The organism is Sphingomonas sp. (assembly GCF_039594485.1).
In the GTDB taxonomy this organism is placed as follows: Bacteria; Pseudomonadota; Alphaproteobacteria; order Sphingomonadales; family Sphingomonadaceae; genus Sphingomonas.
The window spans coordinates 24,546-40,942 of record NZ_JBCNNI010000018.1; the positions used below are offsets into that span (position 1 = coordinate 24,546).

Annotated in this window: 17 protein-coding genes; 6 read left to right on the forward strand and 11 right to left on the reverse strand. The window is 67.1% G+C overall.

Annotated features, from left to right (window positions below):
• Nucleotides 1-100: 100 nt before the first annotated feature.
• The 9 genes from ABDV78_RS10695 to phaC all read right to left on the reverse strand — a co-directional run bounded on the left by ABDV78_RS10695 (nt 101) and on the right by phaC (nt 7,434).
• The gene (locus ABDV78_RS10695; protein ID WP_343527402.1) at nt 101-523 is read right to left on the reverse strand and encodes a hypothetical protein; all 423 of its coding nucleotides are present in this window, start codon (nt 521-523) and stop codon (nt 101-103) included.
• A complete protein-coding gene (locus ABDV78_RS10700; RefSeq protein WP_343527403.1) occupies nt 520-1,068 on the reverse strand; it encodes a GNAT family N-acetyltransferase in 549 nt (182 codons plus the stop codon). Before ABDV78_RS10700 ends, ABDV78_RS10695 begins: the two co-directional genes overlap by 4 nt.
• Nucleotides 1,065-1,484, reverse strand: coding sequence for a 6,7-dimethyl-8-ribityllumazine synthase (gene ribH, locus ABDV78_RS10705; protein WP_343527404.1), 420 nt, complete (start codon nt 1,482-1,484; stop codon nt 1,065-1,067). The genes ABDV78_RS10700 and ribH overlap by 4 nt, the downstream gene beginning before the upstream one ends.
• Entirely contained in the window at nt 1,484-2,635 is a 1,152-nt protein-coding gene (ribB, locus tag ABDV78_RS10710) for a 3,4-dihydroxy-2-butanone-4-phosphate synthase (RefSeq protein WP_343527405.1), read from the reverse strand. Before ribB ends, ribH begins: the two co-directional genes overlap by 1 nt.
• Nucleotides 2,625-3,227, reverse strand: a complete 603-nt coding sequence (locus tag ABDV78_RS10715) for a riboflavin synthase (RefSeq protein WP_343527406.1) — start codon at nt 3,225-3,227, stop codon at nt 2,625-2,627. Before ABDV78_RS10715 ends, ribB begins: the two co-directional genes overlap by 11 nt.
• Before the next feature lies 1 nt (nt 3,228).
• Nucleotides 3,229-4,170, reverse strand: a complete 942-nt coding sequence (gene ribD / locus ABDV78_RS10720; RefSeq protein ID WP_343527461.1) for a bifunctional diaminohydroxyphosphoribosylaminopyrimidine deaminase/5-amino-6-(5-phosphoribosylamino)uracil reductase RibD — start codon at nt 4,168-4,170, stop codon at nt 3,229-3,231.
• Between the two features lie 14 nt (nt 4,171-4,184).
• On the reverse strand, nt 4,185-4,532 hold the full coding sequence (locus ABDV78_RS10725; protein ID WP_343527407.1) for a hypothetical protein: 348 nt from the start codon (nt 4,530-4,532) through the stop codon (nt 4,185-4,187).
• 163 nt (nt 4,533-4,695) lie between these two features.
• Nucleotides 4,696-5,634 carry a TIGR01841 family phasin gene (gene phaP / locus ABDV78_RS10730; protein WP_343527408.1) on the reverse strand — a complete coding sequence of 313 codons (939 nt, stop codon included), beginning with the start codon at nt 5,632-5,634 and terminating at the stop codon, nt 4,696-4,698.
• Between the two features lie 84 nt (nt 5,635-5,718).
• Nucleotides 5,719-7,434, reverse strand: a complete 1,716-nt coding sequence (phaC, locus tag ABDV78_RS10735; RefSeq protein ID WP_343527409.1) for a class I poly(R)-hydroxyalkanoic acid synthase — start codon at nt 7,432-7,434, stop codon at nt 5,719-5,721.
• A 118-nt stretch (nt 7,435-7,552) separates the two neighbouring features.
• On the opposite strand from phaC, the gene ABDV78_RS10740 reads away from it, so the two are divergent.
• The 6 genes from ABDV78_RS10740 to ABDV78_RS10765 all read left to right on the forward strand — a co-directional run bounded on the left by ABDV78_RS10740 (nt 7,553) and on the right by ABDV78_RS10765 (nt 15,596).
• Nucleotides 7,553-8,764: an LL-diaminopimelate aminotransferase gene (locus tag ABDV78_RS10740; RefSeq protein WP_343527410.1), complete on the forward strand. Its 1,212-nt coding sequence runs from the start codon at nt 7,553-7,555 to the stop codon at nt 8,762-8,764.
• A gap of 270 nt (nt 8,765-9,034) precedes the next feature.
• Nucleotides 9,035-10,111 carry a phenylalanine--tRNA ligase subunit alpha gene (gene pheS, locus ABDV78_RS10745; protein ID WP_343527462.1) on the forward strand — a complete coding sequence of 359 codons (1,077 nt, stop codon included), beginning with the start codon at nt 9,035-9,037 and terminating at the stop codon, nt 10,109-10,111.
• The gene (gene pheT, locus ABDV78_RS10750; RefSeq protein WP_343527411.1) at nt 10,108-12,471 is read left to right on the forward strand and encodes a phenylalanine--tRNA ligase subunit beta; all 2,364 of its coding nucleotides are present in this window, start codon (nt 10,108-10,110) and stop codon (nt 12,469-12,471) included. The genes pheS and pheT overlap by 4 nt, the downstream gene beginning before the upstream one ends.
• Nucleotides 12,464-13,345 carry an aldose 1-epimerase family protein gene (locus ABDV78_RS10755; protein ID WP_343527412.1) on the forward strand — a complete coding sequence of 294 codons (882 nt, stop codon included), beginning with the start codon at nt 12,464-12,466 and terminating at the stop codon, nt 13,343-13,345. Before pheT ends, ABDV78_RS10755 begins: the two co-directional genes overlap by 8 nt.
• A 132-nt stretch (nt 13,346-13,477) precedes the next feature.
• A complete protein-coding gene (locus ABDV78_RS10760) occupies nt 13,478-15,004 on the forward strand; it encodes a peptide chain release factor 3 (protein WP_343527413.1) in 1,527 nt (508 codons plus the stop codon).
• Nucleotides 15,005-15,053: 49 nt separating this feature from the next.
• A complete protein-coding gene (locus ABDV78_RS10765; RefSeq protein WP_343527414.1) occupies nt 15,054-15,596 on the forward strand; it encodes a hypothetical protein in 543 nt (180 codons plus the stop codon).
• An 82-nt stretch (nt 15,597-15,678) separates the two neighbouring features.
• On the opposite strand, the gene ABDV78_RS10770 is transcribed toward ABDV78_RS10765, so the two are convergent.
• Complete coding sequence (locus tag ABDV78_RS10770) at nt 15,679-16,047, reverse strand: MerR family transcriptional regulator (protein WP_343527415.1); 369 nt, start codon at nt 16,045-16,047, stop codon at nt 15,679-15,681.
• Nucleotides 16,031-16,330 (reverse strand): integration host factor subunit alpha, encoded by a 300-nt coding sequence (locus tag ABDV78_RS10775; RefSeq protein ID WP_343527416.1) that lies wholly within the window; start codon nt 16,328-16,330, stop codon nt 16,031-16,033. Before ABDV78_RS10775 ends, ABDV78_RS10770 begins: the two co-directional genes overlap by 17 nt.
• Nucleotides 16,331-16,397: the final 67 nt, after the last annotated feature.

Here is a 16,397-nt window from a genome sequence, read left to right on the forward strand (position 1 = left end):
CGGACTCCTGCCGCCCTCGCCACCTCGGCCGCCGCCGTGGTGGTGGCTAAAGGACAGCTCAGCCCATCCCACCTCCGTTCAGCGTGAACGGAGGTACGGGCTATTGCTTGGCGTCCAACCCGTCGATGAAGCGCGTCATCTGACTGCGCATCGTCTGGCGCACCTTGGGATTGATCAGCAGCAGCGGCGCGCCCCACAGGGCGGGCACGTTCGCCGCCAGCAGCGCCCATATGATCACCAGCGCGACCAATCCCGCCCCGGCATAACGCAGCTTCTGCATCGCACCGGCGTCCAAGGTGAGGGTGCGCGGCCCTTTTGCATCGTAAAAACGGTCGGTCGCCCAAGAACCGCCGCCATCGAAGCGCATTTTCTCCGGCAGCTTGAGCCGTGGCATATTGCCACTGACCGGACGCGGCGGCTCGGCCCGTCGTACAGGCACCGACTTATCCGCCTGGGTATCGATCACCTCCAGCCGCCGCCCGCGCTCCACGACGCGAAAGCGGGTGGGCGGCATGTCGGTCATGTGGTGGCGGTGCCCCGCCGCGCGCGCCACTGGTCGGCACTCTGCCCCCAGGCGTCGACACGGAAACTTTCGAGCGGCGCGGGCAGGCGGACCGGCCCCTCATTCGCCGCGCCCAGTCGTTTCGCCAGCCGGATCGAGCCCGCATTGTCCGGGTCGATGGTGTGGATCACATGGTCCCAGCCCAGCACATCGACCGCATAGTCGATCGCCGCGACCGCCGCCTCGTGCGCATAGCTGCGCCCGGCGAATTCGCGCGCCACGCCCCAGGCCACTTCGCGCCCCGGCCAGCCTTCGGGCTGCCACGGCCCGATCCGCCCGACCCAGCGGCCGGTGTCGCGCTCGATCACCGAGAACATGGCGAAGCCGCGCACGCTCCACGCGCCGACCATGGTGCACAGGGAGCGCCACGCCGCCCCGCGCGCCTGGACCCCGCCCAGGAAGCGCATCGTATCCTCCTCGGCATGAAAGGCCGCCCAGGCCTCGAAATCCTCCGCCGAGGGGAGCCTTAAGGTCAGCCGCTCGGTCTGGAGGACGGGCGATGTCACCCGAACCGACCTTTCAGCGCCAGCATGGCGAGCGCCGCCTTGGCCGCCTCGCCACCCTTGTCCTTCTCGGTCGGCTTGGCGCGGGTCAGCGCCTGCGCCTCGTTCTCGGTGGTGATGATGCCGTTGCCGATGGGCAGACCGTCCATGGTCAGCGCCATCAGTCCGCGCGCGCTCTCGTTCGAGACGATCTCGAAATGATAGGTTTCGCCGCGGATCACCACGCCGATGGCGACGAAGGCGTCGTAACGGCCGGTGTCCGCCGCCATCGCCACCGCGCCGGGAATCTCCAGCGCGCCGGGGACGGTGATCGTCTCATGGCTATGGCCCGCCTCCTCGATCGCGGTGCGCGCGCCCGACAGGAGCAGGTCGTTCAGATGCTCGTAGAAGCGCGCCTCGACGATCAACACATGCGCCATCAGGCGTCTCCCTCAAAATTTGCGATACGACGTTCGCCGACGATCGACAGGCCATAGCCGTCGAGCCCGATCAGCGTGTGATGGGTGTTGGTCAGCAGCACCATGTCCTGCACGCCCATTTCGGCCAGGATCATCGCGCCGACGCCGTAATCGCGCAGTTCCTCCATATCGATCCGCACCTCCTCGCCCGCCTTCAGCCGGACGGCGGTAGTGAAGGCGTCGGTGCGCGGGCGGTTGATGACGACGATGACGCCCGATCCTTCGTCCGCGATCATCTGCATCGACTTGGCGAGCAGATGGCCACGCGACCCCGCTTCGCCGAACACATCGGCAAAGGGCGACAGCGCGTGCATCCGCACCAGCACCGGCCGGTCGGTGTCGAGCTTGCCCTTGACCAGCGCGACCTGCTCGGTCCCGGTCGCCTTGTTGCGATAGGCGCGCGCGGTCCAGGTGCCGCCCCATTCGCTCTCGAAATTGGCTTCCGACTGCAATTCGACCAGATGGTCGTAGCGGCGGCGATAGGCGATCAGGTCGCGGATCGTGCCGATCTTGAGATTGTGGAGCTGCGCGAAGGAGACGAGGTCGTCCATCCGCGCCATCGTCCCGTCCTCGTTCATGATCTCGCAGATCACGCCCGAGGGGTTGAGCCCGGCGAGGCGGGCGACGTCGACCGCCGCCTCGGTATGGCCGGCGCGGACCAGGACGCCGCCGTCGCGCGCGACCAGCGGGAAGACATGGCCCGGCGTCACCAGCGAGTCGGGACCTTGCGCGGCGTCGATCGCCACCGCGATGGTCCGCGCGCGGTCGGCGGCGGAGATGCCGGTGGTCACGCCCTCGCGCGCCTCGATCGAGATGGTGAAGGCGGTTTCGTGCCGCGTCCCGTTCTTCGGGCTCATCAGCGGCAGGCCGAGCGTATCGACCCGCTCGCGCGTCATGGCGAGGCAGATCAGCCCGCGCCCGTGCCGCGCCATGAAGTTGACCTTCTCCGGCGTCGCCATCTGTGCGGGGATGACGAGGTCGCCCTCATTCTCCCGGTCCTCGTCATCGACCAGGATGAACATGCGGCCGTTGCGCGCCTCGTCGATGATTTCTTCGGGGCTGGACAGGAAACCGCGCCGCAGACCGGAAAGCGCGTCGGGATTAGCGGCCACGATAATGTTCCATGCGTTGGAGGTACCGGGCGAGCACGTCGATCTCGATATTGACGCGCTGGCCCTGTGCAATGCCGCCCAATGTGGTGACGGCGGCGGTGTGGGGGATGATGTTCAGGCCGATGACCGTTCCGTCGGGGCGATCCTCGACGCTGTTGACGGTCAGCGAGACGCCGTCGACCGTCACCGAACCCTTGGTCGCCATGAAGGGGGCAAGGTCGGTGGGCACGGTCACGAAGACGCGGTGCGATCCGCCTTCCTCCGCGACCAAGACCACGGTGCCGACGCCATCGACATGGCCGGTGACGATATGCCCGCCCAGTTCGTCGCCCAGCTTCATCGCGCGTTCGAGGTTCAGGCGCTGGCCGCTGGTCCACTGGTCGGCGGTGCGCCCGATCGTCTCGGCGGATACATCGACCGCGAACCAGTCGGGGCCCTTTTCGACGACGGTCAGGCAGACGCCCGAACAGGCGATCGACGCGCCCAGGTCGATGGTCGCCATATCATAGGCGGTGGCGATGACGACTCGCGTGTCGCCGCGCGCCTCGACGGCGGTGACGGAGCCGATGTCGGTGACGATCCCGGTAAACATATCAGTCGCGCTCGTAGACCTCCAACCGGTCGCTGCCAAGCATCCGCGAGTCGGTGAACCGCCAGCGGCCATGCGCCTCGGCCAGCCGCATAAGCCCGATATCGCCCAATGCCGCGCGCCCCTCGCCGATCAGGATGGGCGCGCGGTAGAGAAGCAGCCGGTCGACCAGATCACCGGCGAGGAAGGCGGAGGCGGTCTGTGCCCCGCCCTCGACCATCAGCCGGTCTACGCCCGCCAGTTCGGCGATGGCATGGGGGGAGGAGATCGTCTGCCAACCCGGCTCGGCCGTGTGGGACAGCAGGATGCGGCGGGGGCTGCGCGATTCAAGGCCCGGCAGGCGGACATCGAGTCGGGGCGAATCGGCTTCCAGCGTGCCGCGCCCGATCAGAATCGCCTCATGGCGGCTGCGTTCCAGATGGGTATGGGCGCGCGCCTGGGGGCCAGTGATCCAGCGGCTTTCCCCATCGGGGCGGGCGATCTTTCCATCCAGCGAGCTGGCGAGCTTCAGCGTGACGAAGGGGCGGCCCTTGGCGCGGCGGGTCAGGAAGCCCGCGATCATCGCACCCGCCTCCGTTTCCCGTACGCCGGTCGTGACCGCAATCCCGGCGGCGCGCGCGCGCGCGAAGCCCTCGCCATTGGTGCGGGGATCGGGGTCGCCCATCGCGGCGACGATGCGCGCGACCCCGGCCGCGATCAGCAGGTCGGTACAGGCCGGACCGCGGGTCGAGACATGCGCGCAAGGCTCCAGCGTGACATAGGCGGTGGCGCCGCGCGCGCCTTCGCCCGCTTCCGCGAGCGCCATCGCCTCGGCATGGGGACGACCGCCCGGTTGCGTCCAGCCGCGTCCGACCACACGGCCGTCTCGCACCAGCATGCAGCCGACATTGGGATTGGGCGCAGTCCGCCCGACGCCGCGGCCTGCCAGCCCCAGCGCGACACCCATCCAGCGGTGATCGGTCAGAGGCCCCACTTGGTCAGCGCATCATCGACCTTCTTGAATTCGGCCTGGCGCTGGTCCTTGGCGGCCTTTTCCTCGGCCAGCCGTTCCTTCTTCTTCACATAATCGATCTTCTGCTGCGCCCGGATCTGCACATCGGTCCGGTCGGCGGGCCATTGTTCGACATAGACGATGTCGGGCTTGTACGGCACCGGCACATAATCGTCGCGGGCAAAGGCATAGATGAAGAACCCGGTGATCCCGATCGCGATCATCAGGAACACCAGTTCATAGGGGTGCCTGTGCGACAGGAAGATTCGCAGGTCGCGAATTGCACGCACGGGCGAGAAGCGTCCGAAAAACGACATGGGGGAGAAGATAGGGCTTGGGGGCGTCGGACGCCAGTGGGGATGCGGACGGCGGCGAACTCTGATCCTTCCCCGCCGGAAGGATGGTTGGGGCGGCGCATGAAAAAGGGCGGCCGCATCGCGACCGCCCTTTCCCTGATCCGCGAAGGAGACCGCGTGCGCGTTACGCGACGGTCTTGATCTTCTCGGCGGCGACCGCGAAGCGGTTGCTCAGCGGCTGGGCGATCTCGCCGGCCAGCTTGATCACGGTTTCGGTCGAACGCGAGGTTTCGCTGACCATCGAGTCGAAGGCCGAGCGGGCGAAGTCCGACTGGAGCTTCAGGAACTCGGTCGGCGACTTGACCGACGACAGGGTCTGCAGCGTCTGGGTCGCGGTCTCGAACGAGCGCTTGGCATAGTCCGCCGCGCCCTGGCCCAGCGACTCGGCGCCCTTGGCGGCGATCTTCGACGATTCGACGACCGCTTCCAGATTGTCCTTGTTGAAGGCGATCAGGTCTTCGAACAGCTTGCTGCTCTTTTCCATGGCGGCCTGGGTGCGGGCCTGGGCGTCGCCGAAAAAGGCCTGGGCCTTGGCGGTCGCGTTCTCGATGGTGCTCGTGGCTTCCATGATAATGTCCTTGGGCTTTGAGTCCGCCGAAACCGCGGCGGTCGGGGAAGAAAGCGTTGCGGCAGGCACCGCGGGCTTGGGGGCCTGGGCGGGCTTGGGGGCCGGGGCGGGCTTTGCCGCTTTGACGGCCTTGGGTTCCAGGGCCTTTGGTTCGGGCGCCTCGGGCTTCACCGCTGGGGCCGGTGTCGCGGCGACGGGCTTTGCCTTGGGCGCTTCGACCTTGGGGGCCGGAGCGGGGTCTGCCGCCTTGGCCGCCGGGGCGACGGGCTTTTCGGCGACCGGCACGGGCTTGGCCTCGGGCGGATCAAGGGGCCGGCTCGCGCCGACCGACGGAGCCGGATCGGCCTTGGCGACCACCGAAGCGGGCACCGGCTGCGGAGCAGGCTTGGGATCGGAGGGAAGGCCGGGCAAGGTCTTGGCGGTAGCGGATTTGGTCGCGCGTCGTGGCTTGGCCGCTGCCTTGCCGACAGGAACGGTCTGCTTCTTCGGATCCAAGAGCGCTCTCCCGATTTGTTGCGCTGCACAATAGCGATTCGCGTGATGGAAATCAAGTCTATTGTGCAATGCAGCAAAGCCGGTTCAACGCAGCTTGACGTAGCGTCCGGGCGCTTCGTCGAGCGCGGGGAGGCTGCCCTGGCCGGGTATCCGCGCACCCGCCGCCTCCACCGTGGCGGAGTCGTGGTTGTGCAGCCATGCCGCCCAGTCGGGCCACCAGCTTCCCTTCGTCTCGCTGGCGCCTGCGACGAACTCGGCCAGCGTCGCGGCGGGGGCGTCATTGGTCCAATATTGATATTTGCCCGATGCGGGCGGATTGACCACGCCCGCGATATGCCCGGATCCGGCGAGCACGAAGCGCAAGGGGCCGGCAAAGGCCTCGGTGATCTTCCACACGCTTTCGGGCGGCGCGATATGATCCTCGCGCCCCGCCTGGACATAGGCGGGCGTCGCCACCCTGGTCAGGTCGAGCGGCACGTCCGCGACCGCCATCGCCCCCGGCTTCATCAACAGATTGTCGCGGTAGAGATCGGTCAGATAGCTCAGATGCCATTTGGCGGGCAGGTTGGTGACGTCGCCGTTCCAGTGGAGCAGGTCGAACGGCATATAGTCGCGCCCCAGCAGATAGTTGTTGGTGACGTAATTCCAGATCAGGTCGCGTCCGCGCAGCAGGTTGAACGTCGCCGCCAGATAGCGACCGTCGAGATACCCCTCGGGCGACAGCGTGCCGATCAGCGCCAGTTGCTCGTCATCGACGAAGTGGAGCAGCTCGCCCGCCTTGGAGAAATCGACCTGTGCGGTGAAGAAGGTGGCGCTGGCGACCTTGTCCGCCTCGCCCCTGGCCGCGAGATAGGCCAGCGTCGCGGCCAGCGTGGTGCCCGCCACGCAATAGCCGACGCTGTGCACCGCCTCGACCGCGAGAAGCCCGCGCACCGTATCGATCGCATCCACCTGCGCCGTGACGTAATCGTCCCAGATCACATCCTTCATCGTGGCGTCGGCGGACTTCCACGACACCATGAAGACGCTGAACCCCTGGTCGACCAGCCATTTGATCAGGCTTTTCTCGGGCGCGAGGTCGAGGATGTAGAAGCGGTTGATCCAGGGCGGGAAGATCACGACCGGCACCGCCGCCACCTGTTCGGTGGTCGGGGTATAGTGGATCAACTCGTACAGGTCGGTGCGCTTGACCACCTTGCCCGGCGTCGCGGCGAGATTGCGCCCGACCTCGAACGCGGTCGAGTCGCTGTGCGTCAGCTGCCCGCGCCCCAGGTCGGCGAGCATGTTCTGCAGGCCCTTCAGCAGATTCTCGCCGCGCGTCTCGACGATCTTGTCAAGGACCTCGGGATTGGTCGCGGGGAAGTTGGCCGGGCTCATCGCATCGACAAAGCCCTGGGCGGCGAAGCGGATCTGTTCCTTCTGCCGGGGGTCCATCCCCTCCAGCGCGTCGACCCCGCGCAGCATATGGTCGGAGATCACCTGATAGCTCTGCCGGATCCAGTCGAAGAGCGGCGACTGCCACTGCTCCGCCTTGAAACGGCGGTCGGGCCTGGGGGGCTGGCTCGGCTCGGCGACCGGATCGACGAAGCGTTGCCACAGCGCCATCGAGTCGGACCAGAAGTCGCGGACCCGCTCGACGGTCGCCGGATCGTTGAAACCCGGCACCACCGGCACGCCCTCGGGCGGGGGGGACAGCGCGGCCTCCATCATCATCTGCTGCGCCCGACCCATCACCCAGGTCCAGTGTTGCAACTCTTCCAGCGTGGGAAGGGCAGGGGCTGTCGCGGGGGCGGCCGTCATCGCATCCTCTCGTTCGTCTGGGCCCATCCTAGCGTCAGGATATTGCGCCGTCATGTCGGGTCGCGTTGTTCAACGAAAGGCGCTAAGCATCGGGTCCCATTTATCAACCGAGGGACCCATGTCCGAAGAGTTCTACCGCATCAAGCGCCTGCCGCCCTATGTCATCGCCGAAGTCAATGCGATGCGGGCGGCGGCGCGCGCGGGCGGCGAGGACATCATCGATCTGGGCATGGGCAATCCCGACCTGCCGCCCCCCGATCATGTGCTCGACAAGCTGGTCGAGGTGGCCAAGAAGCCCGACGCGCACGGTTATTCCCAGTCCAAGGGAATACCGGGCCTGCGCCGTGCCCAGGCCAATTATTATGGCCGCCGCTTCGGTGTCGATCTCGATCCCGAAACCGAGGTCGTCGTGACCATGGGGTCGAAGGAAGGGCTCGCCAGCCTCGCCACCGCGATCACCGCGCCGGGCGACGTGATCCTCGCGCCCAACCCCTCCTATCCGATCCACACCTTCGGCTTCATCATCGCGGGCGCGACGATCCGCGCGGTGCCGACCACGCCGGACGAGGCCTATTTCGAGAGCCTGGAACGCGCGATGCACTTCACCGTGCCGCGCCCCTCGGTGCTGGTGGTCAATTATCCGTCCAACCCGACCGCCGAGACGGTGGACCTGGCCTTTTACGAGCGACTCGTCGCCTTCGCGAAGAAGCATGAGCTGTGGGTGCTGAGCGACCTGGCCTATTCCGAGCTTTATTATGACGGCAATCCGACCCCTTCGATCCTTCAGGTCAAGGGCGGCAAGGATGTCGCGGTCGAGTTCACCTCGCTGTCCAAGACCTATTCGATGGCGGGCTGGCGGATCGGCTTCGCGGTCGGCAACCGGAAGCTGATCGCGGCGATGACGCGGGTGAAGTCGTATCTGGATTACGGCGCCTTCACGCCGATCCAGGCGGCGGCCTGTGCCGCGCTGAACGGGCCGCAGGATATCGTCGAGAAGAACCGCCAGCTTTACCACAAGCGCCGCGACGTGCTGGTCGAGAGCTTCGGCCGGGCGGGGTGGGATATTCCGTCCCCCCGCGCCTCGATGTTCGCCTGGGCGCCGCTGCCGCCGGCGCTGGCGCATCTGGGAAGCCTGGAGTTTTCCAAGCAACTCCTGACCGAGGCCAAGGTCGCAGTGGCTCCCGGCGTCGGTTACGGCGAGAATGGCGAAGGCTTTGTCCGCATCGCGCTGGTCGAGAACGAACAGCGGCTCCGCCAGGCGGCGCGCAACATCAAGCGCTATCTCCAGTCGATGGGCGTCAACACCCCGGGATCGGCCAAGGCGGTGTGATTCCTCCCGCCTCTTTGCCAGGTCGACGCCCGTCGGATCGGGCGCGGCCTGGCGAAGGGGAAATGAGCCGGCTTCCGGTCCGACGGGCCGGACCCGGTGCCAGATCCGAAGACGGTCCTCCGATCGAATGCATGCGATGCATCAGGAAGGATTGATCCCGGCCGCCCCCAGCCGCTACGGCGGGCGCGATATCGCAAACGGGCCGAGCGTGCCCCGTCAGCGCGGCCGAATGGGCCGACGGAGTGAAGAGTGAGCAACGAACTCGATCAAATGCGTGAGCATCTGCTCGCCGCGATTGCGGATGCGCCCGCGCTGGATGCGCTGGAGGCGGTCCGCGTCGACGCGCTGGGCAAGCAGGGGCGGATTACCCAACTGCTCAAAACGCTGGGCAAGATGAGCCCCGAGGAACGTCAGGTCGAAGGGCCGCGTATCCATTCCCTGCGCGAAACCGTTACCGAGGCGCTGGCAAGCGCCAGGGCCACGCTGGAACAGGCAGCGCTCGACGCGCGGCTGTCGTCCGAGCGGCTGGATATGACCCTGCCGGTGGAGGGGGGGCGCTTCGGCACGGTCCATCCGGTTTCCCAGGTGATGGACGAACTGGCCGAGATCTTCGCCGACCTCGGCTTCGCGGTCGCAACAGGCCCGGAGGTCGAGACGGACTGGCACAATTTCACCGCGCTCAACATCCCGGAGACGCATCCGGCGCGCGCGATGCACGACACCTTCTATCTGGCGGGTGTCGAGGCGGGCGGCGACGAACGCACGGTGCGCCGCGTGCTGCGCACCCACACCTCGCCGGTGCAGATCCGCACCATGCTCGACCAGAAGCCGCCGATCCGCATCATCGCGCCGGGCCGCACCTATCGCTCCGACTCGGACGCGACCCACACGCCGATGTTCCATCAGGTCGAAGGGCTGGTGATCGACAAGGGGATCACGCTCGGCCACCTGAAATGGACGCTGGAAACCTTCCTCAAGGCCTTTTTCGAGCGTGACGACATCGTCCTGCGCCTGCGCCCCAGCTATTTCCCCTTCACCGAACCCTCGGCCGAGGTCGATGTCGGCTACACCATCGAGAAGGGCAAGCGCGTCATCGGCGGGTCCGGCGGCGGCTGGATGGAAGTGCTGGGCTCCGGCATGGTCCATCCCAAGGTCATCGAGGCGTGCGGGCTCGACCCGAACGAGTGGCAGGGCTTCGCCTTCGGCTGCGGCATCGATCGCCTCGCCATGCTGAAATACGGGATGGACGATCTGCGCGCCTTTTTCGACGGCGATATCCGCTGGTTGAAGCATTACGGGTTCGCGAGCCTCGACGTACCCACGCTGTCGGGAGGAGTCGGCGCATGAAGTTCACCCTGGGCTGGCTCAAGAGCCATCTGGACACCGACGCCTCGCTCGACGCCATCGTCGAGGGGCTGACCCGTATCGGCCTGGAGGTCGAGGGCGTGCACAATCCGGGCGAGGCGCTGTCGTCCTTCCGCGTCGCGCGCATCCTGTCGGCGGAGCGGCATCCGCAGGCCGACAAACTTCAGGTGCTGTCGGTCGATGCGGGCGACGGCCCGATGCAGGTCGTGTGCGGCGCGCCCAATGCGCGCGCAGGGCTGGTCGGTGTGTTCGGTGCGCCGGGGGCCTATGTCCCCGGGCTTGACGTGACGCTGAAGGTTGCGGCGATCCGCGGCGTCGAATCGAACGGCATGATGTGCTCGGCGCGCGAGTTGCAGATCGGCGAGGGCCATGACGGCATCATCGAACTGCCCGAGGATGCGGTGGTGGGCACGTCCTTCCCCGATTATGCGGGCCTGAACGATCCGGTCATCGACGTGTCGATCACGCCCAACCGGCAGGATTGCATGGGCGTGCATGGCATCGCGCGCGACCTTGCCGCCGCAGGTCTTGGCATGCTGATCGCGCCGACCGTTCCGCAAGTTCCGGGCGAAGGTCCCGGTCCCGACGTCCGCATCGAGGACGCCGAGGGCTGCCCCGCCTTCTACGCGCAAGCGGTGTCGGGCCTGACCAATGGCGAGGCCCCCGAATGGATGCGCCAGCGGCTGACCGCGATCGGGCAGAAGCCGATCTCGGCGCTGGTCGATATCACCAATTACATGACGGTCGATCTCGGTCGCCCGCTGCACGTCTATGACAAGGCCAAGCTGTCGGGCGGTCTGGTCGCGCGCAAGGCTAGCGACGGCGAGACGGTCGAGGCGCTCAACGGCAAGACCTATACCCTTTCCGAAGGGATGACCGTCATCGCCGACGATGCGGGCGTCCACGACATTGGCGGTATCATGGGCGGCGAGCATTCGGGCGTGTCGGAGACGACCACCGACGTCATCATCGAATGCGCCTATTTCGCGCCCGAGGCGATCGCGCGGACCGGGCAGAAGCTGGGCCTGACCTCCGACGCGCGCCAGCGGTTCGAGCGCGGGGTGGACCCGGCGTTCCTGGATGATGGCCTCGCCATCGCGACCTCGCTGGTCCTGCACATCTGCGGAGGCAAGGCGAGCAGCGTGACGCGCGCGGGCCAGCCGCCGGTCGTGGGCAAGACCATTGCCTATGACCCGAATCTGGCGGAAACGCTCGGCGGCCTCGCCGTCGAACCCGTGCGGCAGAAGGCGATCCTCGAGTCGCTGGGCTTCACTGTCACCGCCGACTGGCAGGTCACTGCGCCGAGCTGGCGCCGCGACATTGACGGCCCCGCCGATCTGGTCGAGGAAGTCATCCGCATCGAGGGGATCGATCATGTTCCCCCGGTCGCGCTGCCCCGCACCCCCGGCGTCGCGCGTCCCACCGCCACCCCGCAGCAGAAGCTGGAGCGCCGCGCTCGTCGCGCCGCCGCCGCACGCGGGCTGGACGAAGCGGTGACGTGGAGCTTCATCAGCGAGGTGCAGGCCGCGCCCTTCGGTGGCGGGGCCTTCATCCTCGCCAACCCGATCAGCGAAGACCTGAAGGTCATGCGGCCCTCGCTCCTCCCCGGCCTGCTCGCCGCGACCGAGCGCAACATCAAGCGCGGCGCGACCAGTGTCCGCCTGTTCGAAATCGGCCGCCGCTATCTGGAAGAGGCCGAACGGCCGACTTTGGGCGTGGTGCTGGCGGGCGACAAGACGCCCCGCAACTGGCGCTCGGGCAAGGCGCAAGGCTTCGACGCCTATGACGCCAAGGCGGAAGCGATCGCGCTGCTCGCGCAGGCAGGGGCCCCTGTGGATAACTTGCAGGTGATGGGCGAGGCGGGCGACGCCTGGCATCCCGGCCAGTCGGGCACGCTGCGACTGGGGCCGAAGACGGTGCTGGCGGCGTTCGGCATGGTCCACCCCTCGGTGTTGAAGGCGTTCGACATCGATGGCGCGGTGGCGGGGGTGGAAATCTACCTCGATGCGATCCCGCCGAAGCGCGCGACCGGCTTCATGCGACCCGCCTATAGCCCGCCCGCCTTGCAGTCGGTGAAGCGCGATTTCGCCTTCCTCGTCCCCGCCGATCTCGCCGCCGACTCGCTGATCCGTGCGGTGCGCGGCGCGGACAAGGCGGCGATCACCGCCGCGCGCGTCTTCGACGTGTTCGCCGGACAGGGCGTGCCCGAGGGGCACAAGTCGGTCGCGGTCGAGGTTCTGCTGCAACCCCAGCAGAAGAGCTTCACCGAGGAGGAACTCAAGGCCATCGCCGACAAGATCGTCGCGGCGGCCGCCAAGCAAGGAGCGCAGCTGCGTGGCTAACGAGGAAAACTGGGTCCGCATCGCCAATGACCATCTGTCGGCGGCGATCAATCCGTTCGGTGCGGAGCTGTCGTCGTTGCAGGACGCCGACGGCCGCGAGCTGATGACGAATGCGGACCCGGCTTTCTGGACCGGCCGTGCCCCCTTGCTCTTCCCGGTGATCGGCGTGACCCGCGACGGCATCCGCCTGAACGGCCAGCATTATCCGATGGCCAAGCACGGTTTCGCCCGCCATTCGATGTTCGAGCTGGTGACGCAGGAGCCGAGCCGGGCCGTCTTCTCGCTGGGTGACAGCGAGGAGACGCGGACCTCCTACCCCTTTGCCTTCCGGTTGGAGGCGGAGTTCCGGCTGGAGGCGGCGACGCTGGTGACCGAGGTTCGCATCCTCAACCGGGGCGAGGTGGCGATGCCCGCCAGTTTCGGCTTCCACCCCGCCTTCGCCTGGCCGCTGCCTTATGGCCAAGCGCGGGCCGACCACCGGATCGTCTTCGAGCGGGAAGAGCCGGCCCGGCTGCGCAGGATCACGCCCGATGGCCTGATCGCCGAGGATCGCCGCGACAGCCCGCTGGACGGCCGCGTTCTGCATCTGGCGGACGATCTGTTCACCGACGATGCATTGGTCTGGGATCCCGTCCAGAGCGATTCGCTGAGCTATGGCGCGGACGGCGCGCCGCAATTGCGGATCGCCTTCCCGGATACCGACAAGCTCGGCATCTGGACCAAGCCTGGCGCGGCCTATGTCTGTGTCGAGCCCTGGCACGGCATCGCCGACCCCGAGGGATTCGACGGTGAGTTCGTCGACAAGCCCGGCGTCTTCGTCGTGCCGGTCGGCGGCGAGAAGGTCATGCAGATGACGGTGACTCTGGCGGGGTAAGCTTTCTAGCCCCTCCCCTTCAGGGGAGGGGAGATCAGGCGAAGCAGGGCCTGTCTTGTGCCACAATTTGCTGTAACAGGCGCAAGCATTGCGGGCCGATCGATGCCCGCTCCTTATCTGACAGAGCCGCCCATGACTTCCCCCCGCCGTACCTTCGCGATCATCTCGCACCCTGACGCCGGCAAGACGACGCTGACCGAAAAGCTGCTCTATTTCGGCGGCGCGATCCATCTGGCGGGCGAGGTCAAGGCGCGCGGGGCAAACCGGCGTGCGCGTTCCGACTGGATGAAGATCGAGCAGCAGCGCGGCATCTCGGTCACGTCGTCGGTCATGACGTTCGAGAAGGACGGTGTGACCTTCAACCTGCTCGACACGCCGGGCCACGAGGACTTTTCCGAAGACACCTATCGCACCCTGACCGCAGTCGACTCGGCGGTGATGGTCATCGACGCGGCGCGCGGTATCGAGGCGCAGACGCGGAAATTGTTCGAGGTGTGCCGTTTGCGCTCGGTGCCGATCATCACCTTCGTCAACAAGGTCGATCGTGAGGGCCGTCCGCCCTTCGAGCTGCTCGACGAGATCGCCGACATATTGGCGCTCGACGTCGCGCCGATGAGCTGGCCGGTCGGCATGGGCGGGCTGTTCGAGGGCATTCTCGACCTGACCACCGGCAAGGTCAGCCGTCCCGAGGGCGACAGCCGCGCCTTTCTGGGCAAGGTGGATGATGCGCCGACCCTTCCGCCCGAGGTCGCCGAAGAGGTGGAACTGGCGCAGGCCGGCTATGCCGCGTTCGATGGCGAGGCCTATCGCAACGGCGATCTGACGCCGGTCTATTTCGGATCGGCGCTGAAGGATTTCGGCGTCGCCGAACTGATCGACGCGCTCAGCCGCCATGCGCCGCCGCCCCGGCCGCAGCCGGCCGAGCCCGCCCCGGTGTCGCCCGATAACAAGGAAGTCACCGGCTTCGTGTTCAAGGTGCAGGCGAACATGGACCCGCAGCACCGCGACCGGATCGCGTTCATGCGACTGTGCTCGGGCACCTTCAAGCGCGGCATGAAGCTGACCCCGACGGGGCACGGAAAGCCGATCGCGGTCCACTCGCCCATCCTGTTCTTCGCGCAGAATCGCGAAGTCGCGGACGAGGCGTTTCCGGGCGACATCATCGGCATCCCCAATCATGGCACTTTGCGGGTGGGGGACACGCTGTCCGAGCGGGCGGATGTCCGTTTCACCGGCCTGCCCAATTTCGCGCCCGAAATCCTGCGCCGCGTCGCGCTGAAAGACCCGACCAAGACCAAGCAGCTTCGCAAGGCGCTGGACGACATGGCCGAGGAGGGGGTGACCCAGGTCTTCTATCCCGAGATCGGGTCGAACTGGATCATCGGTGTGGTCGGGCAGCTCCAGCTCGACGTGCTGCTGTCGCGGCTCGATGCGGAATATAAGGTGGCGGCGGGGCTGGAGCCCGCGCCGTTCGACACCGCGCGCTGGATCACGGCGGACGATCCGGCGGACCTCAAGGCCTTCATGGACCTGAACCGCTCGGCCATGGCCAAGGACCGCGACGACAATCCCGTCTTCCTCGCCAAGAGCGCCTGGGAAGTCGGCTATGTCGCCGATCGCTACCCCAAGGTTCGCTTCCTCGCCACGCGCGAGCGCTGATCCGGTCCCGGGGGCGGAACCGGAAGGCCGTTTCGCGGCTTCAACGACGATGAACGAACAGGGACCCACCATGGACCGCACCGCGATCGAAGCGACCTTCGAGGCCAATGAAAAGCTGATCCGCCGCCGCGCGCTGAAGGCCGGGGCCAAGGCGCTGACCATCGGCACCGAAAGCCTGGCGGACACGATCGATGCGATCGCCGATGCTTACGGCCTGACGGGGGCGCAGCGGCGCCAGCTGGAACCCGGCATGGCGATCGAGGCGCAGGAGATCGTCGGCAAGCTCAAGGGCTTTGTCGGCCCGGCCGCGATCCTGGGCGACCTGCGCGGCGGATCGGGGCTGCTGTCGCAGGCGCGTGCCGCCGGGCGGCTGGCCAAGACCGCGCGCAAGATCGGCAAGGGCGGACTGGCGGCCGGACGGGTCGCGGCGCGCGGCGGACGTGTGGCGCGCGCGGTGCCCTGGGCCGCGCTGGGCGTGGCGGCCTGGGGCGTCGGCAATGGCGGCTGGTTCTGGTGGCGGGCGCATGCCTATAACCGGGCCTGCCGGGATCTGCTGCTGGGTGAACAGGGCGGGGTGGTGCTCCCCGCCTGATCCGGTGCAGGTCGCTGCGTGCTTTCCGCGCAGCCTGCACGGTGTCTGGACCGAGGCGAGGCCCCATTCCCGGAGAAATCTCCTACCGCCCGGCTGCCCGATCGTCCCACGCCAGCCCCTCGGCCAGCGAATCGCGGATTTGGCGCAGCATGGTTGCGGGATCGTCCTTCTTGCGCGTCTCGCCTTCGAGAAACTGCTGAACTCCGCGCACGGTATAGCCCTGCTGGTTGAGCAGTCCGTCGATCCGACGGATCAGCGCCAGGTCTTCCGGGCGGTAATAGCGGCGATTGCCGGCGCGTTGCACCGGACGAAGCTGCGGGAAACGGCCTTCCCAATAGCGCAGGACATGCTGCGCCACCCCCGTTTCACGCGAAGCCTCGCCGATGGTGCGCAGGGCACCATCGGTCTTTCCACCGTCCGACGGGCGTGTCGGTCTATCCCGCGGCGACAATGCGATCGCGCATCATCTGGCTGGCGCGGAAGGTCAGGACACGGCGGGGTGCGATGGGCACCTCCACGCCGGTCTTCGGATTGCGGCCGATCCGCTCTCCCTTGTCGCGCAGCACGAAGGTACCGAATCCTGAAATCTTGACATTTTCCCCGCGAGACAGCGCGTCGCACATCTCGACGAGGATCTGCTCGACGACCTCTGCCGAATCGGACCGCGACAGGCCGACCTCCTGGTGGAGCGATTCGGCGAGATCCGCCCGTGTCAAAGTTCCAGCATTCCTCATGGCCATCCCCCCAATGGTGTGAGGGGATCAGGTATCACACCCGATTATGGGTCCGAAAGGGATTTAT